21 protein-coding genes and 2 pseudogenes are annotated in these 23916 nt (G+C 71.9%); 3 read left to right on the top strand and 20 right to left on the bottom strand.

Translation table 11 applies throughout. From position 1 onward, the window contains the following. Nucleotides 1-502: 502 nt before the first annotated feature. Entirely contained in the window at nucleotides 503-859 is a 357-nt protein-coding gene (locus AB0M46_RS45145; protein WP_363346690.1) for an Lsr2 family protein, read from the bottom strand. Nucleotides 860-1106: 247 nt separating this feature from the next. On the opposite strand from AB0M46_RS45145, the gene AB0M46_RS45150 reads away from it, so the two are divergent. Then, nucleotides 1107-1829: a class I SAM-dependent methyltransferase gene (locus AB0M46_RS45150; protein ID WP_363346692.1), complete on the top strand. Its 723-nt coding sequence runs from the start codon at nucleotides 1107-1109 to the stop codon at nucleotides 1827-1829. Here the strand turns inward: AB0M46_RS45150 and AB0M46_RS45155 are convergent. The 9 genes from AB0M46_RS45155 to AB0M46_RS45195 all read right to left on the bottom strand — a co-directional run bounded on the left by AB0M46_RS45155 (nucleotide 1826) and on the right by AB0M46_RS45195 (nucleotide 9817). Then, complete coding sequence (locus tag AB0M46_RS45155; RefSeq protein ID WP_363346694.1) at nucleotides 1826-2587, bottom strand: type III pantothenate kinase; 762 nt, start codon at nucleotides 2585-2587, stop codon at nucleotides 1826-1828. The genes AB0M46_RS45150 and AB0M46_RS45155 overlap by 4 nt on opposite strands. Nucleotides 2588-2616: 29 nt before the next feature. Further along, a complete protein-coding gene (nadC, locus tag AB0M46_RS45160; protein ID WP_363346696.1) occupies nucleotides 2617-3495 on the bottom strand; it encodes a carboxylating nicotinate-nucleotide diphosphorylase in 879 nt (292 codons plus the stop codon). Nucleotides 3496-3502: 7 nt separating this feature from the next. Beyond that, complete coding sequence (locus AB0M46_RS45165; protein ID WP_363346698.1) at nucleotides 3503-5128, bottom strand: L-aspartate oxidase; 1626 nt, start codon at nucleotides 5126-5128, stop codon at nucleotides 3503-3505. A 79-nt stretch (nucleotides 5129-5207) separates the two neighbouring features. Beyond that, nucleotides 5208-6077, bottom strand: coding sequence for a septum formation family protein (locus tag AB0M46_RS45170; protein ID WP_363346700.1), 870 nt, complete (start codon nucleotides 6075-6077; stop codon nucleotides 5208-5210). Between the two features lie 50 nt (nucleotides 6078-6127). Further along, nucleotides 6128-7033 (bottom strand): septum formation family protein, encoded by a 906-nt coding sequence (locus AB0M46_RS45175; RefSeq protein ID WP_363346702.1) that lies wholly within the window; start codon nucleotides 7031-7033, stop codon nucleotides 6128-6130. Between the two features lie 58 nt (nucleotides 7034-7091). Then, entirely contained in the window at nucleotides 7092-7514 is a 423-nt protein-coding gene (gene panD / locus AB0M46_RS45180) for an aspartate 1-decarboxylase (RefSeq protein WP_363346704.1), read from the bottom strand. After that, on the bottom strand, nucleotides 7511-8287 hold the full coding sequence (gene panC / locus AB0M46_RS45185) for a pantoate--beta-alanine ligase (RefSeq protein WP_363346706.1): 777 nt from the start codon (nucleotides 8285-8287) through the stop codon (nucleotides 7511-7513). Before panC ends, panD begins: the two co-directional genes overlap by 4 nt. Then, the gene (locus tag AB0M46_RS45190; RefSeq protein WP_363346708.1) at nucleotides 8284-9168 is read right to left on the bottom strand and encodes a Rossmann-like and DUF2520 domain-containing protein; all 885 of its coding nucleotides are present in this window, start codon (nucleotides 9166-9168) and stop codon (nucleotides 8284-8286) included. Before AB0M46_RS45190 ends, panC begins: the two co-directional genes overlap by 4 nt. A gap of 103 nt (nucleotides 9169-9271) precedes the next feature. Beyond that, entirely contained in the window at nucleotides 9272-9817 is a 546-nt protein-coding gene (locus AB0M46_RS45195; RefSeq protein ID WP_363346731.1) for a TetR/AcrR family transcriptional regulator, read from the bottom strand. 243 nt (nucleotides 9818-10060) lie between these two features. Here AB0M46_RS45195 and AB0M46_RS45200 point away from each other — a divergent pair, with 243 nt between their 5' ends. Next, nucleotides 10061-11350 (top strand): D-arabinono-1,4-lactone oxidase, encoded by a 1290-nt coding sequence (locus tag AB0M46_RS45200; RefSeq protein ID WP_363346710.1) that lies wholly within the window; start codon nucleotides 10061-10063, stop codon nucleotides 11348-11350. 3 nt (nucleotides 11351-11353) lie between these two features. Here AB0M46_RS45200 and topA read toward each other — a convergent pair whose 3' ends face one another. The 6 genes from topA to AB0M46_RS45230 all read right to left on the bottom strand — a co-directional run bounded on the left by topA (nucleotide 11354) and on the right by AB0M46_RS45230 (nucleotide 19382). Then, entirely contained in the window at nucleotides 11354-14128 is a 2775-nt protein-coding gene (gene topA / locus AB0M46_RS45205) for a type I DNA topoisomerase (protein WP_363346712.1), read from the bottom strand. A 287-nt stretch (nucleotides 14129-14415) separates the two neighbouring features. Continuing rightward, entirely contained in the window at nucleotides 14416-15363 is a 948-nt protein-coding gene (locus tag AB0M46_RS45210; RefSeq protein ID WP_363346714.1) for a hypothetical protein, read from the bottom strand. Continuing rightward, a complete protein-coding gene (locus AB0M46_RS45215; protein ID WP_363346716.1) occupies nucleotides 15354-15878 on the bottom strand; it encodes a hypothetical protein in 525 nt (174 codons plus the stop codon). The genes AB0M46_RS45210 and AB0M46_RS45215 overlap by 10 nt, the downstream gene beginning before the upstream one ends. Before the next feature lie 86 nt (nucleotides 15879-15964). Further along, nucleotides 15965-18328 carry a sodium-translocating pyrophosphatase gene (locus tag AB0M46_RS45220; RefSeq protein ID WP_363346718.1) on the bottom strand — a complete coding sequence of 788 codons (2364 nt, stop codon included), beginning with the start codon at nucleotides 18326-18328 and terminating at the stop codon, nucleotides 15965-15967. A gap of 210 nt (nucleotides 18329-18538) precedes the next feature. Continuing rightward, nucleotides 18539-19015, bottom strand: a complete 477-nt coding sequence (locus AB0M46_RS45225; RefSeq protein ID WP_363346720.1) for an ATP-binding protein — start codon at nucleotides 19013-19015, stop codon at nucleotides 18539-18541. Between the two features lie 4 nt (nucleotides 19016-19019). Further along, nucleotides 19020-19382, bottom strand: coding sequence for an STAS domain-containing protein (locus AB0M46_RS45230; RefSeq protein ID WP_363346723.1), 363 nt, complete (start codon nucleotides 19380-19382; stop codon nucleotides 19020-19022). Nucleotides 19383-19583: 201 nt separating this feature from the next. On the opposite strand from AB0M46_RS45230, the pseudogene AB0M46_RS45235 reads away from it, so the two are divergent. After that, nucleotides 19584-21797 (top strand): annotated as a pseudogene (locus AB0M46_RS45235) (DEAD/DEAH box helicase); the annotation flags it as partial. A gap of 389 nt (nucleotides 21798-22186) precedes the next feature. Here the strand turns inward: AB0M46_RS45235 and AB0M46_RS45240 are convergent. The 4 genes and pseudogenes from AB0M46_RS45240 to AB0M46_RS45255 all read right to left on the bottom strand — a co-directional run. After that, entirely contained in the window at nucleotides 22187-22534 is a 348-nt protein-coding gene (locus AB0M46_RS45240) for an Rv3654c family TadE-like protein (RefSeq protein WP_363346725.1), read from the bottom strand. Beyond that, complete coding sequence (locus AB0M46_RS45245) at nucleotides 22531-22917, bottom strand: TadE family type IV pilus minor pilin (RefSeq protein WP_363346727.1); 387 nt, start codon at nucleotides 22915-22917, stop codon at nucleotides 22531-22533. The genes AB0M46_RS45240 and AB0M46_RS45245 overlap by 4 nt, the downstream gene beginning before the upstream one ends. 578 nt (nucleotides 22918-23495) lie before the next feature. Further along, nucleotides 23496-23675: a DUF4244 domain-containing protein gene (locus AB0M46_RS45250; protein WP_363346729.1), complete on the bottom strand. Its 180-nt coding sequence runs from the start codon at nucleotides 23673-23675 to the stop codon at nucleotides 23496-23498. A gap of 30 nt (nucleotides 23676-23705) precedes the next feature. Beyond that, a pseudogene (locus AB0M46_RS45255) lies at nucleotides 23706-23916 on the bottom strand (hypothetical protein); the annotation flags it as partial.

The raw sequence follows: 23916 nt of genomic DNA on the forward strand, positions 1-23916 counted from the left end.
TGCTCGGTGCCGATGTAGTTGTGGTTGAGCATCCGGGCTTCTTCCTGTGCCAGGACGACAACCCGTCGTGCTCGGTCGGTGAACCGCTCGAACATCCCTGCTCCTCACGTGCCGTGTCCGTCGCCGCCGCTTGTGCGCGGAACCCCCTTGTGAGGAGGTCGCCACGCCTAAGCTCTGTCGGACGCCAACGTGACCGTGCCATCACTCTATCGCCGCGAGCCGACACCTTGCGGGGTGTGCGGCGTTGCCGCACCCCACATTCGGGCACCGAGACCCACGGTCTGTTGTTGCCTACCCCCCGGGGACCACGTGTACCCGGTGCTTGACCCCAACGTTCGCACCCGCGGGCCTGTTCCAGCACCCCGACCCGTACGCCAAGAGCGAAATCGGACGCCCAACGCGCAACACCCACCGTAACTGAACCGCTACGGTGGGTGTCTAAACTCTCGAATCGCTATGGAGGGAGCAAAACGCCCGCTAAGCCCGAAACGGTCAAGCGGCGCTATCGGCCCGCTTCGGCGTTAAAGCGGTCGACGATTTCCTGCTTGATCCGGCCCCGGTCGGACACCTTGATGCCCTTGTTCTGGGCCCATTCCCGAATCGCCTTGTTCTGCTCGCGATCCGCGGCGGCCCCACCCCGGCCGCGGGCGCTCGCGGCCCGACCGCCGACCACCACGCCACCCCGCCCGACCTTGGTCCCCGCGGTGAGGAAGGGTCCGAACGCATCGCGCAGCTTCGTTGCGTTCTTCTTGGACAGGTCGATCTCGTACTGCACGCCGTCGAGCGAGAACTTCACTGTCTCGTCGGCTTCTCCGCCGTCGAGGTCGTCGACCAGCACGTGGATGGTCCGCTTGGCCACTGTCGTATTCCTTTCGAGGAAGCCCGCCCCGGTTGTGCGAATGCAAAGATAACGCAGTAAGGGCGCGGCTCGTCAACGGTCCGCCGAAACTACCCCGCGAACACCAGCACAAATACCGGCCGGGTCCGGCTGCGCGGAATAGCTCACGTGCAATGCGCGCGTACAGATCCGTGTCGAGCGCCTTGCTATCCGTGACCAAGCGCCGCCGCCGATGCCGCGAAATTGGCCGATCGCGTACGGTCGGGCCATGGACTTCACCAAACACGCGACTTCGTTCGGGCCGGCCGCCGCCCTGTACGACCGAATCCGGCCGCGTTATCCCCGCGAGGCCCTGCTCTGGGCCCTGGGCGAGCCGCCGCGCACGATTGCCGACCTGGGCGCGGGCACGGGCATTCTGACCCGCCTGCTGGCCGAACTCGGCCACCGCGTCATCGCCGTCGAGCCGGACGACGAAATGCGCCGGCAGATCGGCGGCGACGCCCGATCCGGCTCGGCGTCGTCAATTCCGGTGGAAGACGCCGCCCTGGACGCGGTGACGGCCGGGCAGGCATATCACTGGTTCGCCGGGGAGCCCGCGCACACCGAGATCGCCCGGGTGCTGCGGCCGGGCGGTTTCTTCGTGCCGCTCTGGAACGTCCGCGACGAGTCGGTGCCCTGGGTGGCCGACCTTTCCGAGGTGTTCGACGGGAGCAGGGGCCGCGACGTCATCGACGAGCGCCATCTGCCCGAGGAGCAGTTCGGACCGGCATTCGACCCCCATGAGCTGCGGCTTTTCCGGTGGAGCGCGCCGCACACCATCGACTCGCTGGTGGAACTGATCCGCTCCCGCTCCTATTACCTCGTCGCCGACCCGGCCACCCGCGCGGGCCTCGAGCGCCGGGTCCGCGAACTGGCCGGCCGCACGTTCGCCGAACACGAGTCGTTCGAATTGCCTTACATCACCTATACCTATCGCGCGCGGAAACTCTAGGTATTGCGCTCGAAGATGAGGCGCAGGCCGATCAGCGTGAGCATCGGCTCGTGATGGGTGACACTCTCGCACTCGCCGATCACGATCGAGGCCAGCCCGCCGGTGGCCACCACCGCCTTGACGCCGCCGCCCAGCTCCGCGGTCACCCCTCGCACGACCCCGTCGACCTGCCCGGCGAAGCCGTAGACGACGCCGGACTGCAGGCACTCCACGGTGTTCTTGCCGATCACCCGCGGCGGCTTGACCAGCTCGACCTTGCGCAGCTGGGCGGCCCGGCCGGCGAGGGCGTCAACCGAGATCTCGATGCCCGGGGCGAGCACGCCGCCGAGGAACTCCCCGCGGGCCGACACCACGTCGAAGTTGGTCGAGGTGCCGAAGTCCACCACGATGGAGGGGCCGCCGTAGAGCGTGTAGGCCGCCAGGGTGTTGGCCACCCGGTCGGTGCCGACCTCCTTCGGGTTGTCGATGGCCAGCTGCACGCCGGTCCGCACGCCGGGCTCCACGATCACGGTGGGCACGTTCCCGTAGTACCGCTGCAGCATCGTGCGCAGCGAGCGCAGCGCGGCGGGGACGGTCGAGCACGCCGCGATGCCGGTCAGGGACACCGCGTCGGTGGCCAGCAGACCCCGGTAGAGCAGGCCGAGCTCGTCCGCGGTGGCGCGGGAGTCGGTCTTGATCCGCCAGGAGTGAACGATCTTCTCGCCCTCGAACGTGGCGAGCACCGTGTTGGTGTTCCCGATGTCGATGCAGAGCAGCACCCCGGAAGCCTAACCGGGGTGCCACTGCATCAATGCAACCGCAGGTCCATTGCGATGTCGAGGATCGGTGAGGAGTGCGTCAGCCCACCGACGGAGAGGTAGTCGACCCCGGTGGCGGCATACTCGGCCGCGGTGTCCAGGGCCAGGTTGCCCGTCGCCTCCAGCTCGGCCCGCCCGCCGACCGCGGCGACGACCTCGCGCAGCAGCTCCGGGCGCATGTTGTCCAGCAGCAGGAACGTCGCGCCGGCGGTGACCGCCTCGACCGCCTCGCCGACCGTGGTCACCTCGACCTGCACCGGCACCTCGGGGAACGCCTCGCGCACGCGCTGGTAGGCGGCCGTGATGCCGCCCGCGGCCAGCTTGTGGTTGTCCTTGATCATGGCGACGTCGTAGAGCCCCATGCGCTTGTTGGTGCCGCCGCCCGCGCGCACGGCGTACTTCTCGAGGATCCGCAGGCCGGGTGTGGTCTTGCGGGTGTCCAGGACCAGCGCCTTGGTGCCCTCCAGCAGGTCCGCCCAGCGGCGGGTGTGGGTGGCCACGCCGGACATGCGGCAGAGCAGGTTGAGGGCGCTGCGCTCGGCGGTGAGCAGCGCCCGGGTGGGCCCGTGCACCGTGGCCAGGACGTCGCCGCGGGCCACGCGCTCTCCGTCGCGCTTCCTGACCTCGGCGACGGTACTTCCGGAGGTGGCCTCGAACACCGCGGCCGCCACCCACAGGCCCGCCACCACGCCGCCGGCCCGGGCCACGATGTCCGCCTCGTCGGCCTGCTCGGCCGGGATCGTCGCCACGCTGGTGACGTCCAGGTCGTCGGGGCCGAGATCCTCGGCGAGGGTGCGCCGCACGATCTCGGCCACGGCCGCCGGGTCGAGCCCGACCTTGCGCAGCTCGGCCTCGGTCTGGATCCTCACTGGTTCCTCACGCGTCCTCCCAGGTTTCGGTGAGCGCGCCGGCGTCGTCGAGGGCGGCGAGGAAGTGCCCCCGGAAGACGTCGCTGGCGTCGGGAAAGTCCTCGCGCCAGTGGCAGCCCCGGGTCTCCTGCCGCTGCGTTGCGGCGGCGACCAGGGCACTGGCGACGGTGAGCAGGTTGGTGGCCTCCCAGGCGGCCACGTTGGCGCTGGCCCGGTCGAGGGAGAGCTTGGCGAGCGCCTGCGTGGCCTGGTCGAGGGACTCGGCGCTGCGCAGCACGGAGGCGTGGGCCGACATGGCGGCCTGCAGGTGCGGGCGGATCGCCGGGTCGGCCGACCAGGCGGGCCGCTCGACCGTGGCCGGCCGGCCCTGGCTCGGCAGGTCGTGCGCGATGTCCTCGGCGATGCGGCGGGCGAAGACCAGCCCCTCAAGCAGCGAGTTGGAGGCCAGCCGGTTGGCGCCGTGCACGCCGGTGCAGGCCACCTCGCCGCAGGCGTAGAGGCCGGCGATGGAGGTGCGCCCGCGCAGGTCGGTGCGCACGCCCCCGGAGGCGTAGTGCGCGGCCGGGGAGACCGGGACGAGGTCCTCGGCCGGGTCGACGCCGGCCGCCCGGCAGGAGGCGACGATGGTCGGGAACCGGGCCTCCAGGAACTCCCGGCCCAGGTGGCGGGCGTCGAGCCAGACGTTGCTCGTGCCCTCGGCCCGCATGACCCGGTAGATGCCCTTGGCCACGACGTCGCGCGGGGCCAGCTCGGCCAGCTCGTGGCGGCCGAGCATGAACCGGTTGCCGTCGCCGTCGCGCAGGTAGGCCCCCTCGCCCCGCAGCGCCTCGCTGACGAGCGGCTGCTGCGAGTCGCGGTTGCCCAGGGCCAGGGCGGTCGGGTGGAACTGGACGAACTCGAGGTCGGTGACCCGGGCCCCGGCCCGCAGCGCGAGCGCGACCCCGTCGCCGGTGGAGACGATCGGGTTGGTGGTGGCCGCGAAGATCTGGCCCATGCCGCCGGTGGCCAGCACGACCGCCCGGGCCATGACCGCGCCGACGCCGTCCTCGGCGCCCTCGCCGAGCACGTGCAGGGTGACCCCGCAGGCCCGGCCGGCGGAGTCGGTGAGCAGGTCGAGCACCAGCGCGTGCTCGATGAGCCGGATCCAGGGGTCGCGGTGCACCGCGGCGTGCAGGGCCCGCTGTACCTCGGCCCCGGTGGCGTCGCCGCCGGCGTGGATGATCCGGTTGGCGTGGTGGCCACCCTCGCGGGTGAGCATGAGGGAGCCGTCGCTGTGCCGGTCGAACTCGGCGCCCCAGCGGATGAGCTCGCGCACCCGGGTCGGGCCCTCGCGGACCAGCACGTCGACGGCGGCCGGGTCGCAGAGCCCGACGCCGGCCACCAGCGTGTCCTGGGCGTGCGCCTCGGGGGTGTCGAGCGGGTCGAGCACCGCGGCGATGCCGCCCTGGGCCCAGCGCGTGGACCCGTCGTCGATGTTGACCTTGGTGACCACGGTGACGTGCAGCCCAGCCTCGCGGAGGTGGAGCGCGGCGGTCAGCCCGGCCACCCCGGACCCGATGACGACCACGTCGGTCGGCTCCGCCCAGCCGGGGGGTGGCCCGTCGAGGCGGCGCGGGACGATCGGCCCGTTCATGCCCACTGTCATCCCTACAGTCAACATCACTCACCCGTACAGCGGGTGGTGATGCTTGTCGCTGTGCGTCGCCGAGCGCTCAGGCCGGCGGCAGGGGGCCCTTGCCGAGCCCCTTGACCGTGGCCCTCAGCGGCTTCGCGCTCATCAGGTAACAGGTGAAGGCCTGATCGCTGCCGAGCCAGTCGTCCGCCGTCCTGGGCCCGACCGAGCCCGGGGTCAGGTCCTCGCGGGAGCCGTCGTCGGGAAGGCCCAGGTACTTCAGCCCGACCGCGCTGCACCCCTTGTTGGTCGCCGACGCCACCGCCGCCTGGTCGAAGGGCGCCTCGGGCGGAGTGATGATGTACACACCCGTGTACTCACCGTCGTGGGGGTCGGAGCACTGGACGTACCGAAGCGAATCTCCGGTCTTCCTGACACAGGCGATGTCGAGCGATCGATCGCTGCCGAGCAGGCCCTTGAGCGAGCCGGTGCGGGGGGCGAACTGATCGCCGGTCGGACCGGTGACCTCGGCGGCCGCGCACCCGAAGAACCCGTCGGTGGCCGGCTTGATCCACGCCGCCAGGATCTGCACCCGCGACGCGTGCCAGGCCCCGTCGAGGAACAGCGGGCCCTGGACCAGGCAGGCCCGGCGGGCCTGGGCGTAGAGCAGCGCCTGGGCGACCTTCACCTCGTCGCCCCTGGCGTCGTCGAGCCGGTGCAGCTGGTCCTTGGTCGCCTGGCCGACGTAGAACAGCTCGACGGTGTGCGCGGCGGCGCAGCCGACGGGGTCGCCGGCCCAGGGCAGGGCCGCCTTCGCCCCGCCGGCGTCGACGTTGTAGCAGGTCCCGGCCTTGGGCGCGGACGCCGGAGGGGCGCTCGGGATGTCCCGGCCCTGCCCGCGTTCGTACATCCAGTAGACGCCACCGCCGAGCAGCGCCAGGACGGCGACGATGATGGCCACCCGCTTCATGAGGAAGCAGTCTGCGTTACCGGCCGGTAACTGTCCAGTGGCGGCGGTCGTTAGATCTGGGCCGTGCCGATGCCCTTGATCGACTTGCTGGTCGTCTTCTTGTCGAACAGCATCGCGTAGCAGCGGGCGGCCCGGTTGCCGCGCTCCCAGTCCTCCTTGCCGACCATCCAGTAGCCGATGCCGACCTGCTGGTGGTTGGTCAACTGGGTGGCGGTGAGGTTGAGGTACTTGGCGCCGATCGCCTCGCAGCCCGGCCGGATCAGCTTCTTGCGCGCGTCCTGGCTGTCCGGGAACGCCTGGTCGTTGGCGATGTAGGTGCCGACGTACTCCATGTTGTGCGTCGAGGTGCACGAGGTCGGCGTGTAGTCCAGCCAGGACGTGCCGTCGGTGTCGTAGACCTCCGTCGCGCAGGTCAGCGCGGCCGGCTTGTCCCCGCCCAGCCCGCCCTTGAGGCTGCTGGTGCGGCTCACCGGCTTGTTGCCGTCGCTGACCACCTCGGCCAGGTCGCAGCGCAGGTAACGGGCGCCGGCCGTCCACTGGGTGGCCGACGGGACCAGGACCAGCATCTCCAGGCGGCCGTCGTGGTAGTCGCCGCCGAGGAACTTCTCGGCCTCGCTGCCGCACTTGGCCCAGCCGTCCTTGAGCGCCTCGCCCTTCGGCGGGGTGGTGCCGCTCGCCGCGGAGCCGGTGAGGTCGCCGACGTAGAACGTCTCCGACGCGTGGGTGGCGGTGCAGGAGTCGGCCAGCTTGAACGAGAACTGCGTGATGTTCTCGGTCTGGAAGGTGTCGGCCGTGGTGGTGTAGCAGGCGCCGACCGGCGGGGACGGGACCTTCGGCGTGCCGAGCATCGCCCAGTCGTCGATGAGGTCCTTGTCGGTGCCGGCGGGCGCGCCGCAGCCCGCCAGGAGGGCCAGGGCCATCACCGGCACCAGCGCCGCGGTCAGCTTGCGCACCATCCTCGTCCGTCCTCCCGGGGCAGTCTGCCCACACCTTAGACCGGACCGGCAAACCCTACTAACCGCGAATGAGGTCGCCGCGGACCGGCGAGCCCACCATGCCGGGCACGGCGTCCGCCGCGTCGTCGCCGAGCTCGATCACCCGGTTGCCGGCGTCGACGTGCACGACCCGCGGCCGGTAGGTGCGGGCGGTGGCGTCGTCGAGCTGGGCGTACGAGATCAGGATGACCAGGTCGCCCGGGTGCACCAGGTGGGCGGCGGCGCCGTTGATGCCGATCACGCCGGAGCCGCGGGGGCCGGCGATCACGTACGTCTCCAGCCGCGCCCCGTTGGTCACGTCCACGATCGCGACCTGCTCGCCGGCGAGGAGGTCTGCGGCTTCCATCAGATCCTCGTCCACTGTCACGGATCCGACGTAGTGCAGGTCGGCCTGGGTGACGGTGGCGCGGTGGATCTTGGACTTGAGCATCGTACGGATCACGGTCGGTCCACTCCGAGGTTGTCGATCAGTCGCGTGCCGCCGACCCATGCGGCGGTGAGGTAACGGTCGTGGGTGTGCACGAGGTAGTCCAGCTTCACCTCGGGCACCTTGGCGTACTCGGCCAGGCCGGCCTCGACGTCGCCGGCCGCGGCGGCCGCCGCCAGCGCCCGGGACAGGACCAGCGCCTGCTCCCGCTCGACCGGCGAGAGATAGCGGTTGCGGCTGCTCAGGGCCAGGCCGTCGGGCTCGCGCACGGTCGGCACCCCGCGCACGTCGATCGGCAGGTCGAAGTCGCGGACCATGGCCTGGATCAGGGTCAGCTGCTGGAAGTCCTTCTCGCCGAAGTACGCCAGGTCGGGCCGGGTCAGCTGGAACAGCTTGTTGACCACGGTGAGCACGCCGTGGAAGAAGCCGGGGCGGCTGGCCCCCTCCAGCCGCTCGCCGAACGGGCCGGGGTCGACCCGGACGCCGGGCTCGCCGTGCGGGTAGACGACCTCCCGGGCCGGGGCGAAGACCAGGTCGACGCCGCACTCGCGGGCCAGCTCGAGGTCGGTCTCCAGGGTGCGCGGGTAGCGGTCGAAGTCCTCGGCCGGCCCGAACTGCAGCGGGTTGACGAAGATCGTCAACACGAGCGACCCGGCTTCGGCGCGGGCCCGGCGCAGCAGGGCCGCGTGCCCGGCGTGCAGCGCGCCCATGGTCATCACGACCGCGACGGGCCCGGCCAGGCCGGCCCGGGCCGCCGCCAGCTCCTCGCGGGTGGTTGCCACCTTCATGCGGCTCGCTCCTTCGCAGCCTCGCGCAGCACGTCGAGCAGGGGCTCGGCGTCGATCGGGCGCAGCCGGCCGGCCGCGATGACCCGGTCGGCGGTGCGGCGGGCCAGCGCCAGATACGGCGGCACCGAGCCGGGGGCGACGGCGTCGAGGGCCCGCAGGTGCTTGGCCACGGTCCCGGCGTCGCCGCGGGAGACCGGGCCGGTGAGGGCCGCGTCGCCCAGGCGCAGGGTGTTGTCCAGGGCCGCGCCCAGCAGCGGGGCCAGCATGCGCTCAGGCTCGTGGACGCCGGCGTCGCGCAGCCGGTCCATCGCCTCGCTCACCAGCGTGGCGAGGTGGTTCGCGCCGTGGGCCAGCGCCGCGTGGTACAGCGGCCGCTTCTGCTCGTCGATCCACTCGACGACCCCGCCCAGCCCGGCGACCAGCTCCTCGGCCGCGGGCCGCAGCTCGTCGGGGGCGGTCACGCCGAAGGACACCCCGGGGAGCCGGTCGAGGTCGGCCCCGGTGCCGGTGAACGTCATGGCGGGGTGCAGCGCGAGCGGGACGGCGCCGGCCGCGACGACCGGGGCCAGCACGGCGAGGCCGTGAGCGCCGGAGGTGTGCGCGACGATCTGGCCGGGGCGCAGGGCGCCGGTCTCGGCCAGGCCGGTCACCAGGCCGCCGAGCACGTCGTCGGGGACGGCCAGCAGGACAAGGTCCGCGGCGGCGGCCACCTCGTCGGCGGGCAGGAGGCGCGCGCGGGGAACGAGTTGCTCGGCGCGGGCGCGGGAGGCGGCGGAGACGGCCACCGCGGCGACCACGGTGTGCCCGGCCCGCTCGAGGGCGGCGCCCAGGACCGCGCCGACCCGGCCGGCGCCGATGATGCCGATGTTTCGCCTGCTCATCTGATGATCCAGTCCTCGTGGTGGGGTACCGGTCGATCAGAAGTATGCGGCACCGGGGGCAAAGCGGACAGGGTTCCGCCCGCTCCGCCCGCTGTCGAAATCGTCACAGGCGGTGGTGGAGGTACTCCTTGATCAGCGCCTTGGCCTCGCCCAGCACCACGGCGTCGCCGTCGATGGAGCGCCGGAACGCCAGCTTGATGAGCGCGTCGGCCGCCTCGACCGCGATCGCCAGCACGAACTGCAGGCGCTGCGGGTCGTCGATGCCGAACCGCTCGGTCAGCAGCCCGGACAGCTGCGAGACGATGACGTCGTTGTTGTCCCGCTCGTCGTCGAGCAGGTGAATGTCGACCACGTCGCCGAAGTGCAGGGTGCGGAACCCCGGCACGGTGCGGTGCATGTCGATGTACTCGTCGATCGCCGCGTCGACGGCGTCCCACCAGTTCGCGATGCCCTCGTCGGCCAGCCGGGCGCTGAGGCGCTCCAGGTAACCCTCCAGGCTGCGCAGCGTGAGCGCCTGCACGATGGCCCGCTTGTCCGGGAAGAACTGGTAGACCGAGCCGATCGCCACCCCCGCCCGCTCTGCCAGCAGCGTCGTGGTGAGTCCGTCGTAGCCCACCTCGTCGACGAGCTCGGCGCAGGCGTCGAGCATCCGCCCGACCCGCGCCACGCTGCGCCCCTGCACCGGCACCCGGCGCAGCGGCTTCGTCCCGGCACGGGCCACAGTCTGCGTCGCCACCCGGTCTTCCCCCCTCTACCTCGTCGGATCAGGCGGGAGATCCCATCCTGACCCGCCTTTGAAACCTACTCACGTCAACGACCGGGCACGATCGACGGATAGCCCATTTCACCCTTGTGATTGACGACAGGCATACGTGAAGGGTACTCAGGTTTCGTGACATCTCCGTGGGCCAACTGGGCCGGCAACCAGCGCGCGAACGCCGCCCGCGTCGCGCACCCTTCCAGCGCGGCTGAGCTGGGCGAAGTCCTCGCCGCGGCGGCCGCCGACGGGCTGCGGGTCAAGGCGGTCGGCAGCGGCCACTCCTTCACCCCGGCCGCCGTGACCGACGGGGTGCGGGTCGAGCTCGACCGGATGGCGTCCCTCGTGCGGGTGAACGGCGACCTGGTCACCGTGCAGGCCGGCATGCCCCTGAAGGTGCTCAACGCGACCCTGGCCGCGCACGGCCTGGCCATGCCCAACCTGGGCGACATCGACGCGCAGACGATCTCCGGCGCGCTGTCCACCGGCACCCACGGCACCGGCGCCGGCTTCGGCTGCCTGTCGACCTTCATCGCGGGGCTCACGCTGGTCACCGCCGACGGCACGGAGCTGTCCTGCTCGGCCACGGACAACCCGGACCTGTTCAACGCGGCCCGGGTCAACATCGGCGCGCTGGGCGTGCTGAGCACGGTGACGCTGCGCTGCGCGCCGGCGTTCACGCTGCGGGCCGACGAGCGCCCGGGCGCCCTCGCCGACGTGTGGTCCGGGCTGGCCGAGCACGTCGGGCAGAACGACCACTTCGAGTTCTACTGGTTCCCGTACACCGACCGGGTCCAGATGAAGCGCAACAACCGGGTGCCGGCGGCCGACTCGCCGCTGCCGGGCTGGCGGCGCTGGCTCGACGACGACTTCCTGTCCAATTCCGTCTTCGGCACCGCCTGCCGTCTCGGGAAGGCATTTCCGGCGACGGTACGGCCGATCAGCCGCATTTCGGCGCGGGCGCTCTCGGCGCGCACCTACACCGCCGCCTCCCACGAGGTGTTCTGCACGCCCCGGCGGGTGCGTTTCGTGGAGATGGAGTACGGGCTGCCGCGCGAGGCGCTGCGCGAGGCGTTCGACGGGCTGCGGGCGATCGTGGACTCGCTGCCGTACAAAATCCAGTTCCCGGTCGAGGTGCGCTTCACGGCGGCGGACGACATCTGGCTGTCCCACGGGCACGGGCGCGACAACGCCTACATCGCCGTTCACCAGTACGCCGGCGCCCCCTTCGAGGAGTATTTCCGCCGGTTCGAGGCGCTCGCCACGCCGCTGGGCGGGCGTCCGCACTGGGGCAAGATGAACTTCCGCACCGCGGAGTCGCTGGCCCAGGCCTATCCGCGCTTCGCCGACTTCACCGCGCTGCGCGACAAGCTGGACCCGCACCGGTTGTTCGCGAATGCGTACACCGAGCGGGTCCTCGGCTGACGTTTACTCTTCCTTTTTCTTGCGGGCGGTCGTCGCCTTCTTGGGGGCGGCCTTCTTGGCGGGGGTCGCCTTCTTGGCAGCCGCCGCCGTCGTCTTCTTGGCCGCCGCCGTCGTCTTCTTGGCGGGCGCGTCGGCGGTCTTCTTCGCCGCGCGGGCCTTCTTCGGCGCCGGGCCCTTCGCCCGCTTCTCGGCCAGCATCTCGCTGGCCTCCTCCACGGTCAGGGTCTCCACGCTCTGGCTGCGCCGCAGCGAGGCGTTGAACTCACCGTCGGTCACGTAGGGGCCGAACCGGCCGTCCTTGATGACCAGCGGCTTCTCGGTCGCCGGGTCGTTGCCCATCTCGCGCAGCGGGGGCTTGGCGGCCGCCGTCTTGCGCACCTTGGGCGCGGCCAGCAGCGCGAGGGCCTGCTCCAGGGTCAGCGTGAACAGCTGGTCCTCGGTCTCGAGGGAGCGGGTGTCGGAGCCGCGCTTGATGTACGGCCCGTAGCGCCCCGGCGAGGCGAGGATCTCCTGCCCCTCGGCGTCCTGGCCGACCAGCCGCGGCAGCGTGAGCAGCAGCAGCGCCTGGTCCAGGGTCAGCTCTTCGGGCTTCTGGCTGATCAGCAGCGACGAGGTGCGCTCGCCGGAGGAGACGTAGGGCCCGAACCGGCCGGACTTGACCACGATCGGCTCGCCGGTCTCCGGGTGCTCGCCGAGCTTGCGTTCGCCGCCGGAGCCGCCGACGAACAGCTCGTTGACCTTCTCCGGGGTGAGCTCGTCGGGGGCGATGCCGTCGGGCACGGCGGCCCGGTCGCCCTCCTCGCCCTCCGCCGCGCCCGGCGTGGTGCGCTGCAGGTAGGGCCCGTAGCGGCCGACCCGCACCACGACGTCGCGGCCCGCGTCGTCGCGGAACAGCGGGATGGAGTTGACGCCGCGCGCGTCGATCTCGCCGAGGCGCTCGGTCACCATCCGCTTGAGGCCGCCCTGCCGGGCCACCGAGCCCTCGTCGCCGGTGTCGCCGCCGAAGTAGAACGGGCGCAGGAAGTCCACCGTGCTCTCGTCGCCGTTGGCGATCTCGTCGAGCACGTTCTCCATCGAGGCGGTGAAGTCGTAGTCGACCAGCCGCGGGAAGTGCTGCTCCAGCAGGCCGACCACGGCGAACGCGAGGAACGAGGGGATCAGCGCCTGGCCGCGCTTGAAGACGTAGCCGCGGTTGTTGATCGTCTCCATGATCGACGCGTAGGTCGACGGGCGCCCGATGCCGAGCTCCTCCATCGCCTTGACCAGCGACGCCTCGGTGTAGCGGGGCGGCGGCTGGGTGGTGTGCCCGGCCGGGGTCAGCCCCTGCTCGGTCAGCCGCTGGCCCTTGACCACCACCGGCAGCCGGCGCTCGGCGTCGTCGGCCTCGGCCGACTCGTCGTCGCTGGACTCGACGTAGGCGCGCAGGAAGCCGGGGTCGGTGATGGTCTTGCCGGTGGCGGCGAAGTCGACCGACTCCTGCTGGGCGGTGACCGCGTTGATCCGCACCGAGGTCGAGTTGCCGACCGCGTCGTTCATCTGCGATGCGACGGTCCGCTGCCAGATCAGCTCGTAGAGGCGGCGCTCGTCGGCGTTGAGCTCGTTCGCCACCTCGCCCGGGGTGCGGAAGGTGTCGCCGGCCGGGCGGATCGCCTCGTGGGCCTCCTGGGCGTTCTTGACCTTGCCGGTGTACCGCCGCGGCTGGGCCGGCACCGCCCCGGGCCCGTAGAGGTCGTGGATCTGCTGGCGGGCCGCCGCGATGGCCGCCTCGGAGAGGTTCACCGAGTCGGTACGCATATAGGTGATGTAGCCGTTCTCGTACAGCCGCTGCGCGACGCGCATCGTGTTGGCCGAGGAGAGCCGCAGCTTGCGGGCCGCCTCCTGCTGCAGCGTCGAGGTGATGAACGGCGGGTAGGGCTTGCGCCGGTAGGGCTTCTCCTCGACCCGGGTGACCGTGAACGGCCGGCCCTCCAGGCGCGCGGCCAGGCCGCGGGCGCCCGTCTCGTCGAGGTGGATGACCCCGGAGCCGGGGCGGACCTTGCCGGTCTCGGGGTCGAAGTCGCGCCCGGTGGCGACCCGGTCGCCGTCGATCGCGATCAGGGTCGCGTTGAACGGCCGCGGGTCGCTCTCGGCCAGCAGCCGGGCAAGGATGTCCCAGTAGTCGGCCGAGCGGAACTTCATCCGCTGCCGCTCCCGCTCGACCACGATCCGGGTGGCCACGGACTGCACCCGGCCGGCCGACAGACCCGGGTTGACCTTCTTCCACAGCACCGTGGAGACGTCGTACCCGTAGAGGCGGTCCAGGATGCGGCGGGCCTCCTGGGCGTCGACCAGCGAGCGGTTGATCTCGCGCGGGTTGGCCACCGCGGCCTGGATCGCCGGCCGGGTGATCTCGTGGAAGACCATCCGCTTGACCGGCACCTTGGGCTTGAGCGTCTCGAGCAGGTGCCAGGCGATGGCCTCGCCCTCGCGGTCCTCATCTGTGGCGAGGTAGACCTCGCTTGCCTGCTTCAGCAGGTCCTTGAGGCGCGTGATCTGGCGGCGCCGGTCGGGCGAGATGATATAGACCGGGGTGAAGTTGTTGTCGACGTTCACGCCGAGATACGCCCAAGGCTCGCTCTTCAGCGCCTCGGGCATGTCCTTCTTGCCCACCGGCAGGTCGCGGACGTGGCCGAAACTCGCCTCGACGAGATAGTTCGGGCCCAGATAGCCCGAAATCGTCTTGGCCTTCGCCGGCGACTCCACGATCACCAGCCGCTTCGAGTTGGCGGAGGTCGGCACTGTTCTCCCCGGTATGGACGGACAGACGTCAAACGTAACGCGCGCCCACGCGCCGAGTTGCGCAATGGGGCGCCCTGGCGGCCGGTTCGCGACACGCCGATCGGCGCCACGGTACACCCATGCACAACCGCGACCTGCCCGATCTTGCGAACGTGTCGCGTCAGCTGCCGTTTTTGTGGTGGTTTGCCGCCCGTCCAGCGCCTCGGTCGGTGGCAAATCACGTCACCGGAGTGAAGTCGCCGGCCTACTCGCCGTAGTCCGGCCGCCACCTGCGCGGCCGCGGGTTCTCAGGCCGGCCAGGCGCCGGTCGGGGCGGCCGCCGGGGGCTCGCCGACGAGCTCCGCGAGGCGGGTGATGCGCCGCGGTCCCACGATGCGGTACGCGGGACCGCCCGTTTCCGCGCCGACGAGCACGGCGGGCAGACCGACCGCCTCCAGCGCGTCGCCGACCGCGATCCAGTTGTCGGCGGCCCGCCGGTCCACGATCGGGTCGCGGGCGGCGGGCGGCATTTCGGGCGGGTCCCGCTGCTCGGGCGCCTTCTCGAGCTCGACCGTGGGCAGGTCGCCGTCGGCGGAATCGGCCCACTCGTCCACGTAGAAGTCCTCAGCGTCGGCGAACTCGTCCGGCCCGGGATCGAAGGCTGTGATTTTGCTCTCGCTTTTGCGTTTCCGCACGTTCGGCCGCTCGGGCCGGGGCACTGGCACCGGCGTCGGCGCCGGTGGGGGCGCGGGCTCCTCATCCGGGAACAGGGGCTCCGCCGCCGCCGGGAGCTCCTCCTCGGGCTCCTTCTCGGGCTCCGGCGGCTCGGGCAGCGGCCGCGGGGCGAGGCGCAGCAGGTAGGCGCGCTGGCCGTCGTACTCGCCGGCCGCGGCCACCCACAGCCGCAGCGCCCGGCCGTCCAGCACCAGCCGGCGGGGTGCCACCTTGCCGCCGTCGTCGTCCAGCCAGCGGGCGGCCAGCGGGGCGAGGGCGGCCGAGTAGGCGGTGCGCAGGTGCCAGCGGTCCTCCTCGCCGGTCGGCTCGCAGCTCACCACCAGGCCGCGGACCTCCAGCTCGGTCCGCAGCACGGCGCACCGCCAGGCGTCGCTGAGCACGATCGACACCCGGCCCGTGCCGCCCATCCGGCCGATCTGCCCGGCCGCGGCCAGCAGGCCCTCCAGGTCGATCGGCGCCGGCGCGCGGGCCTCGACCCCGAAGAGCGACAGTTGCCGGCCGCGGGCCGGCGTCAGCGGCACTCGGGCACCTCGTCGAAGGCCTGCTGCAGCTCGGCCGGGCCGACGTGGGCCGGGTCGATCGCGCTGCGCTCGTACTCGTTCTTGAGCGTGGTGAACGCCGCAGTGACCTTGCCGTAGAAGGTCTTCCCGTCGGCCGTGGGCAGGTCGGACACGGTGCGCTTGGCGTTGCCGTACGCGTCGCGAGCCTTCGTCAGCGACGCCGTGAACTGCTCGGCGACCTTCTTGCCGTCCTGCACTCGCGGTACACCGGCGGCCTCCACCCCGGAGCGGGCCTTCTCGCTGGCCGTCTCTGCGCCCGAGAGCAGGTCCACGATGTTGGCCTTGGTCGCCTCGGGGGTCTTGGCCGCCCCCAGCTGCTGCTGCGCCTTCGCGGTCAGGCCGGCGATGTCATTGCGCCAGGGGGCGAGCGCGGTGCACACCACCGTCGCCCACCGCTTCGGCTCGACGCCGCCGTCACCGCACCCGGCCGCGGCGCACAGCAGGAGGGCGGCGGCGAGGAGACGGGCGGCACGCATGGTGACCAGCGTAGATCCGATCGTCTGTTCGAGAAAACACGACGCTCCGGCCGGAGCCGGCCGGAGCGTCGCGGTGGTTCGATGCGTCAGGCGGTGACCTTCTCCGGGGTGCTCTCCTTCGCCCCGGTGCCGTTGTCCTCGCCGGCGTCGACGGCGACCGGCTTGCGCTTGCTGACCAGCACCGCGGCCGCGATGACGGCCACCGCGGCGATGGCGATGACGTAGCGCAGCGCATGGTTGCCGTCGCCGACGGTCAGCGTGACCACGCCGGGGGCGATCAGCAGCGCGACCAGGTTCATCACCTTGAGCAGCGGGTTGATGGCCGGGCCGGCGGTGTCCTTGAACGGGTCGCCGACGGTGTCGCCGATGACCGTCGCGGCGTGCGCGGGCGAGCCCTTGCCGCCGTGGACGCCGTCCTCGACCAGCTTCTTGGCGTTGTCCCAGGCCCCACCGGAGTTGGACAGGAAGACCGCCATGAGCGTGCCCGTGCCGATCGCGCCGGCCAGGTACGCCGCCAGCGGGCCGACGCCGAGGCCGAAGCCGACGGCGATGGGCGCCATCACCGCGAGCAGGCCCGGGGTGATCAGCTCGCGCTGGGCGTCGCGGGTGCAGATGTCGACGACCTTGCCGTACTCCGGCCGCTGGGTCCCGTCCATGATGCCCGGGAACTCGCGGAACTGCCGCCGGACCTCGAACACCACCGAGCCCGCCGAGCGGGCCACGGCGTTGATCGCCAGGCCGGAGAACAGGAACACGACGGCGGCGCCGATGAGCAGGCCAACGAGGTTGCTCGGGTTGGCCACGTTGAGCAGGTTGTCGATCGACAGCGTCGACTTGGCCTCGTTGAGCGCGTTCTGCATCGTGTCGGTGTAGGAACCGAACAGCGCCGTCGCGGCGAGCACGGCGGTGGCGATCGCGATGCCCTTGGTGATCGCCTTGGTGGTGTTGCCGACGGCGTCGAGCTCGGTCAGGGTGCGGGCCCCGGTCTCGTCGATGTCGCCGGACATCTCGGCGATGCCCTGCGCGTTGTCACTGATCGGGCCGAAGGTGTCCATGGCGACGATGACGCCCACCGTGGTGAGCAGGCCGGTGCCGGCCATGGCGACCGCGAACAGCGACAGGGTGATCGAGCCGCCGCCGAGCAGGAAGGCGCCGAAGACGCCCGCACCGATGACGATGGCCGAGTAGACGGCCGACTCGAAGCCGACGCTGACGCCGGCGAGGACGACCGTGGCGGGGCCGGTCAGGGCGCTCTTGCCGATGTCCTTGACCGGGCGGCGCTCGGTCTCGGTGAAGTACCCGGTGAGCGCCTGGATGATGGCGGCCAGCGCGATGCCGATGACCACCGCGATGATGGCGGTGACGTGCGGGCCGAACGGCGGGTTGTCGCCCTCACCGAGCTTGAGCGTGGTGCGCCAGTCGTCGCCGAGCAGCTTCGTCCAGGTGGTCGGCAGGTAGAACAGCGCGGCCCCGGCCACCAGAATCGCCGAGACGACGGCGGAGATGTAGAACGCCCGGTTGATCGCGACCAGCCCGTTGCGGTCGGACTTGCGCAGGCGGGTGAGCGCCACGCCGAGGATCGCGATGATCACGCCGATGGTCGACACGATCAGCGGGAAGACCAGCCCGGACTCGCCGAAGGCGGCGCGGCCCAGGATGAGCGCCGCGACCAGCGTGACCGCGTAGGACTCGAACAGGTCTGCCGCCATGCCGGCGCAGTCACCCACGTTGTCACCCACGTTGTCGGCGATGGTCGCCGCGTTGCGCGGGTCGTCCTCGGGGATGCCCTGCTCGACCTTGCCGACCAGGTCGGCGCCGACGTCCGCCGCCTTGGTGAAGATGCCGCCGCCGACCCGCATGAACATGGCGAGCAGGGCGGCGCCGAAGCCGAAGCCCTCCAGGACGATCGGCGCCTTGTCCTTGAAAATGAGCACCACCAGGGCCGCGCCGAAGAGGCCGAGACCCACGGTGAGGAAGCCGACCACACCACCGGTGCGGAACGCGATCTGCATCGCCTTCTCCCGGCCGCCGTCCTCTCGGGCCGCCGCCGCGACGCGCAGGTTGGCGCGGGTGGCCAGCGCCATGCCGGCGCCACCGATGAAGGCCGAGAAGACCGCGCCGACGACGAAGAACGCCGACCGGCCGATCTTGATCATGGTTTCATTGTTCCCGGCGTCGTTCACCGGGAGCAGGAACAGCAGTACCACCGCGATGACGACGAAGATGCCCAGGGTCTTGAACTGGCGCACCAGGTACGCGGACGCACCCTCCTGCACCGCCCCGGCGATCTCCTGCATCTTGGGGGTTCCCCGACCGGTCGCGAGTACCGCCTTGACGAGCGCCGCGGCGAAGCCCAACGCCACGAAGGCGATGACGAGCGCGACGACGACGTAGGTCAGGTTGCTCCCGGAAAGGGAAATCTCGCCGCCTGCGACGAGTGATCCGGACATTCGTTGTCCTCCTGTACCGACACATGACAGCGCCGCGAGCGGTCAGGCCGGCGGCGGTTCTCCACGCGGGGAGCCCGTGCTGGACGTCCGAGGTACCCAGTGACCAGGGGCGTCATACACGATCGCCGTACTCTAGCCGCCAAGCGTGTCAGTGGTCACACCGACTTGCGCGATTGCATAAATCGCATCCCGTCGATTGTCCCGCGCCGGTCAGTCGCCGGGGTGCTCCAGAGGCCAGGACATACGGACCTCGGTTCCGACACCTTCGGATAATTCGGACACATTCAAATCGTCGACGAGGCCCGCCAGCAGGGCCAGCCCCATGCGCGCGGCGACCGCCTCCTCCGCCAGGAGGTCGGGCGGGGTGGTCAGCGGCAGGGCCGGGTCGGACAGCAGGACAACGGCCTCGTCCTGCGGCCGGCGGCTCACCATCGCGCCATTGGCCGCCCGGTCGACCACCCGGACGGTGAAGCGGTCGCCATCGGCCATGGCGACGTCGACCAGGGCGTCGAGGCCGTGCGAGCGGTGCAGCGCCACGGCCCGCGAGCACGCCTCGCCGATCGCCAGCCGGACCTCCTCGAGCAGTTCCTCGGCCACGCCGGCCCGCCGGGCGACGGCCACGCCGACGAGACGGGCCGTGCGCACGTGGGCCGGTGCCGGAGAGAAGGAGAGTCGTACCGTCGGCATGGCCCTACGCCGGGGGTTCGGTGCCCGCGCCGCTCGCGGCGGTCGCGGCAGCCACGGTGTCGTACAGCGAGAACACCCGGTCCAGGGCGGTGATCCGGAAGATCTTGAGCAGCCGCTCGTGCGCGCACACCAGCCCGAACGAGCCGTTCACCGCGCGGAGCCGCTTGAGCGCGCCCACCAGCACGCCCAGGCCGGTGGAGTCGAGGAACTCGACCCGGCTGAGGTCGACCACGACGTGCCGGGCGCCCTGCTCCGTCAGCTCGACAAGTTTCTCGCGCAGGCGCGGGGCGGTGTAGACGTCCACCTCGCCGCTGACCTCGAGCACCTTATGGTCGCCGGAGTCGTACGTCGACAACGACAGCTCCATGCGGACCTCCTCCTCTGGCGGCCAGAACGTGCATGCCCTCCACGGGCATCTAACCATCGACGCCCGAGTCAGGCGACGCTCCACCCCCTTTCCCACATCACGCTGGCGCGTACCACGTATCCGGGTTCGAACAGGTGTTTTAGAGTTCTGGGCGTGCTGCTCCACACCGAAACGCTGCCCCGCCGCGAGGGCGCCGTCGTCCCCTGGCCGGAGTGGGTGCCCGAGCCGGTCCGTGCGGCCTTCGGGTTCCAGCCGTGGCGGCACCAGGCCGAGGCCGCAACGGCCGCCTGGGAGGGCACCCACACCGTGGTCGCCACCGGGACCGGCTCCGGCAAGTCGCTGGCCTACCAGCTGCCCGCCCTGTCGCGGCTGCTGAGCGATCCGCGGGCCACGGTGCTGTACGTGGCGCCGACCAAGGCCCTGGCCGCCGACCAGCTGCGCGTGCTCACCGAGCTGGGCCTGCCCGGCCTGTACCCCGCCACCTTCGACGGCGACACCTCCCGCGAGGAGCGCGACTGGGTCCGCCAGCACGCCCGGGTGGTGCTCACCAACCCCGACATGCTGCACCACGGCATCCTGCCCGGCCACGCGAGCTGGGCCCGCTTCCTGCGCGGGCTGGCCTACGTCGTGGTCGACGAGTGCCACGCCTACCGGGGCCTCTTCGGCTCCCACGTCGCCCACATCCTGCGCCGGCTGCGCCGCCTGGCCGTCCGCTACCGGGCCACGCCGTGCTTCGTGCTGGCCTCGGCCACCGCGGGCGACCCGGCGCAGTCGGCCCAGCGCCTGACCGGCCTGCCCGCGGTCGCCTTCACCGACGACGCCTCCCCGCGCGGCGAGGTGACGTTCAAGCTCTGGGAGCCGCCCCTGATCACCCCCGACGGCCCCCGCCGCTCGGCCCTCAGCGACGCCGCCACGCTCCTGGCCGACGCCGTTTCCCGGGGCGTGCGCACGCTGGCGTTCGTCCGCTCGCGCAAGGGCGCCGAACTGGTCGCCACCATGGCCCGGCACCACCTCGACGTGGCCGCCCCCGGTAGCGGCTCCCTCGTCGCCGCCTACCGGTCGGGCTACCTGCGCGAGGACCGCCGGGCCCTGGAGCGGGATCTCCTCGAGGGCCGCCTGCTGGGCCTGGCCTCGACCAACGCCCTCGAGCTGGGCGTCGACCTCACCGGCCTGGACGCGGTGCTCATGGCCGGCTACCCCGGCACCCTCGCGTCGCTGTGGCAGCAGGCCGGCCGCGCGGGCCGGGCCGGCCGCGCCGCCACCTGCACCCTCATCGCCCGCGACGACCCCCTGGACACCTACCTGGTGCACCACCCGGAGTCCCTCTTCGCCCGCCCGGTCGAGGCCACCGTCTTCGACCCGGCCAACCCGCACGTCCTCGCCCCGCAGCTGTGCTGCGCCGCCGCCGACCTACCTCTCACCCGCTCCGACCTGGACATCTTCCCGCCCGGCACCGAGGCCGTGCTGGAGTCCCTCGTCGCCGCCGGCTTCCTGCGCAGGCGCCCGACCGGTTGGTACTGGACCGAGCGCACCCGCCCGGACGTCGACATCCGCGGCGACGGCGCCGGCCCCGTCGCCGTCGTCGAGTCCTCCACCGGCCGCCTCCTGGGCACGGTCGACTCCGGCTCGGCGCACCACCAGGTGCACACCGGCGCCGTGTACCTCCACCAGGGCGGCACCTACGTGGTGGACAAGCTCGACCTCGCCGACTCGACCGCCCTCGTGCACGCCGAGGACCCGGACTGGAGCACCCACCCGCGCGACGTGACCTCGCTGAGCATCCTCGGCGTGCGCGCCTCCTACGAAGCCGGCCCGGTGACGCTGTCGCTGGGCGAGGTCGAGGTGACCAACCAGGTGGTGAGCTACCAGCGCCGCCGCCTGATCTCGGGCGAGGTCATCGAGACCTGCCCGCTCGAGCTCCCGGAGCGCATCCTGCGCACCGTGGCGGTGTGGTGGACCATCGACCCCTCGGCCCTGGACGAGGCCGGCATCCCGGCCGTCGAGTGGCCGGGCGCCCTGCACGCCGCGGAGCACGCCGCCATCGGCCTCCTCCCCCTCGTCGCCACCTGCGACCGCTGGGACATCGGCGGCCTGTCGACCGCGGCCCACCCCGATACCGCCCTGCCCACGATCTTCGTGTACGACGGCCACCCCGGCGGCGCCGGCTTCGCCGAACGCGCCTTCGAGACCGCCGCGACCTGGCTGACCGCCACGCGCTCGGCCATCACCGCCTGCCGCTGCGACACGGGCTGCCCGTCGTGCGTGCAGTCCCCGAAGTGCGGCAACGGCAACAACCCCTTGAACAAGCCCGAGGCCGCCCGCCTCCTCTCCCTGGTCCTCTCCCACCTGCCGACCCCGGCCTTCCTCACTCCCTTCCCCCGGCCCTCCTCACTCCCTCTCCCCGGGCTCTCCTGAGTCCCTTCTCCCCCAGGCGTCCCTCTCCACTGGGCGTCCCTCTTGTCCCTCTCCACTGGGTTCCTCGGGGAATCAAGGCTTGGCCGAGCGCCGCGGGGCAATCCGTGTGCCCAACGACGACCCCCACGGCGCCCGGCCTCACCTACTTGGGTTTCACCTCCTTCTTCCCCTCGTTGCCGTCGGCTCGGTCCGGCCACCCTTGCGCTCGGGAGTGGCCGGACCGCCGCGTCGTCCGGTCGGCGGGCCGATCCCCCCATCACTCGGCCGCCGCCGGACCTGGCTCGTCAGCCGGATCAGCACCCGACCCGGCTAGTCACCCGGTCGGCGCGAGCCCGGCCGTCATGCAGCACGGGACCTGCCCTGTCACCCGGCCGGTGCGGGTCCGGTCGTCATGCGGTTGCGGCCGGGCCGGCGCGTGCCCTGGCTCGGGCGGCCAGGCCGGTGGGGGCCCGTACCTCGACGGTCACCGTGACGATGGGCCCGGCGACGCTGCAGGCGGCGAGCGACCCGCCGTTCTCCGTCGCCAGCCGCCCGGCGGCCGCGCACGCCGCCTCCTCGCCCCCGGCCACGGCCATCGCCCCCGCGAGCGCCCCGGCATCGGCCGCGTTCCGGGCCACGTGCCGCGCGACGATCACCCCGCCCGCGGCCAAGGTCGCCACCGTCAGCAGCACCATCGCCAGGACGACGGCGAGCATCAGGATCGACGCCGACCCGCGGTCGCCGCTGACCCGGCTCATGGCAGTACCGTGACCGGCGGCTCGGCCATCGCCACCGCCTCCTGCTGGACGGTGAACCCGGAGGGCATCGGCGCGGGCACCCTCATCCGCACCGTCACCCGGACCAGGTCCCCGTCCCGCACCACCGCCACCTCGGCGTCCTTGCCCAGATCGGGCACCGGCTCGCCGCGGGCCACCGCCCGGGCCGCGGTGCCGGCCGCATCGACGCAGTCCAGCTTCGTGAACAGCGCCGTGTACGCCGACGCGCACACCACCAGGAACACCAGCACGACCGGCACCATGAGCGCGACCTCGAGCGCCGCCGACCCGCCGTCGCGGCCCTGGCGATGCCTCGAACTCCACCGCCGCCCCCGCACCCGGGGCACCGGGTCCGCGCGAGGCACCGCGACAACCTCACCCCCCAAATCCTCACCGGCGGCCCCGCCCTCACCCGAAGGCGCGTCCCCGGCCGCGAGTGTGGACGTCATCGCTTCGGCCTCGGTCGCGATCTCGCCGGTGTCGGCTACCACGTACCCTGCCGCCGTGGAGGTGCGGGCAGCCGACGCCGGCCGATGCACGACGGCCGTTCCCCCCGCCGATGCCCTGCTCGCGGCCGCCTTCGCGAGGTACGTCACCTCTGTCGGCCCCTCGCTCCCCGTTCCCGAGGACGACCTCCCTGGCATCGGACTCCCTGAGGATGGCGACGCCCGCCGCCGGCGCCGCCCGGCGAGCGACGTCACCTCCGGGCTCGAGACCAAGCCCGAGGCCGGGGCCGTCCCAGCCCGCGCCGCCCTCCCCGCCGGCAGAGGCCTTCCTCCGGGCACAGGTACACCTGCGGGCACCGGTTGTCGCACGGGGAACGGCAACGGCGGCGCAGGTGCGACGGGGCGGAGCGCGGAGAGCGGCAGCACGACCGTCGACGAGGCCGCCAGCGGGGAAGGCGGCGAGGACGGCACCCCCGCCGGGCGACGGTGGCGGGCGCTCATGTGACGTTTCGCATCACGAGGGCGGTCAGGTGGGCGCGCATGTCGTCGGAGGTGACGATCGCCAGCAGCAGGCCGGCGAGCATGACACAGACGACCATCACCAGGGCGTACTCGACGCTGATCGACCCTTCTTCGCCGTGACGCACGGCCAGGAGGCGGGACTTGATGTTGAGCATTGATACTTGTCTCCTTCTCGAACGGTTCTCTCACAGCGCCGCGAGCACGTCGTGGACCACGGCGATGACCACCGGGATGACCCCGGTGAGGACGAAGGCCGGCAGGAAGCACAGGCCGACCGGCAGCACGGCCAGCACCCCCACCCGGCGAATACCTTCTACGCGCAGTGCGGCATTTTCGCGTTCGAGGTGGCGATGTTCCGGCTTCTCGAGTCGTGGGGCGTCCGGCCGGATGTGGTTG

The organism is Dactylosporangium sp. NPDC051485 (assembly GCF_040682015.1).
In the GTDB taxonomy this organism is placed as follows: domain Bacteria; phylum Actinomycetota; class Actinomycetes; order Mycobacteriales; family Micromonosporaceae; genus Dactylosporangium.

Bases quoted from the DNA above. Each gene is read 5' to 3' on its own strand.
- AB0M46_RS45150 (WP_363346692.1), top strand. From the start codon at position 1,107: ATGGACTTCACCAAACACGCGACTTCGTTCGGGCCGGCCGCCGCCCTG.
- AB0M46_RS45165 (WP_363346698.1), bottom strand. From the start codon at position 5,128: ATGAACGGGCCGATCGTCCCGCGCCGCCTCGACGGGCCACCCCCCGGC.
- AB0M46_RS45170 (WP_363346700.1), bottom strand. From the start codon at position 6,077: ATGAAGCGGGTGGCCATCATCGTCGCCGTCCTGGCGCTGCTCGGCGGT.
- AB0M46_RS45175 (WP_363346702.1), bottom strand. From the start codon at position 7,033: ATGGTGCGCAAGCTGACCGCGGCGCTGGTGCCGGTGATGGCCCTGGCC.
- panC (WP_363346706.1), bottom strand. From the start codon at position 8,287: ATGAAGGTGGCAACCACCCGCGAGGAGCTGGCGGCGGCCCGGGCCGGC.
- AB0M46_RS45190 (WP_363346708.1), bottom strand. From the start codon at position 9,168: ATGAGCAGGCGAAACATCGGCATCATCGGCGCCGGCCGGGTCGGCGCG.
- AB0M46_RS45195 (WP_363346731.1), bottom strand. From the start codon at position 9,817: ATGCTCGACGCCTGCGCCGAGCTCGTCGACGAGGTGGGCTACGACGGA.
- AB0M46_RS45215 (WP_363346716.1), bottom strand. From the start codon at position 15,878: ATGCGTGCCGCCCGTCTCCTCGCCGCCGCCCTCCTGCTGTGCGCCGCG.
- AB0M46_RS45220 (WP_363346718.1), bottom strand. From the start codon at position 18,328: ATGTCCGGATCACTCGTCGCAGGCGGCGAGATTTCCCTTTCCGGGAGC.
- AB0M46_RS45225 (WP_363346720.1), bottom strand. From the start codon at position 19,015: ATGCCGACGGTACGACTCTCCTTCTCTCCGGCACCGGCCCACGTGCGC.
- AB0M46_RS45230 (WP_363346723.1), bottom strand. From the start codon at position 19,382: ATGGAGCTGTCGTTGTCGACGTACGACTCCGGCGACCATAAGGTGCTC.
- AB0M46_RS45240 (WP_363346725.1), bottom strand. From the start codon at position 22,534: ATGAGCCGGGTCAGCGGCGACCGCGGGTCGGCGTCGATCCTGATGCTC.
- AB0M46_RS45250 (WP_363346729.1), bottom strand. From the start codon at position 23,675: ATGCTCAACATCAAGTCCCGCCTCCTGGCCGTGCGTCACGGCGAAGAA.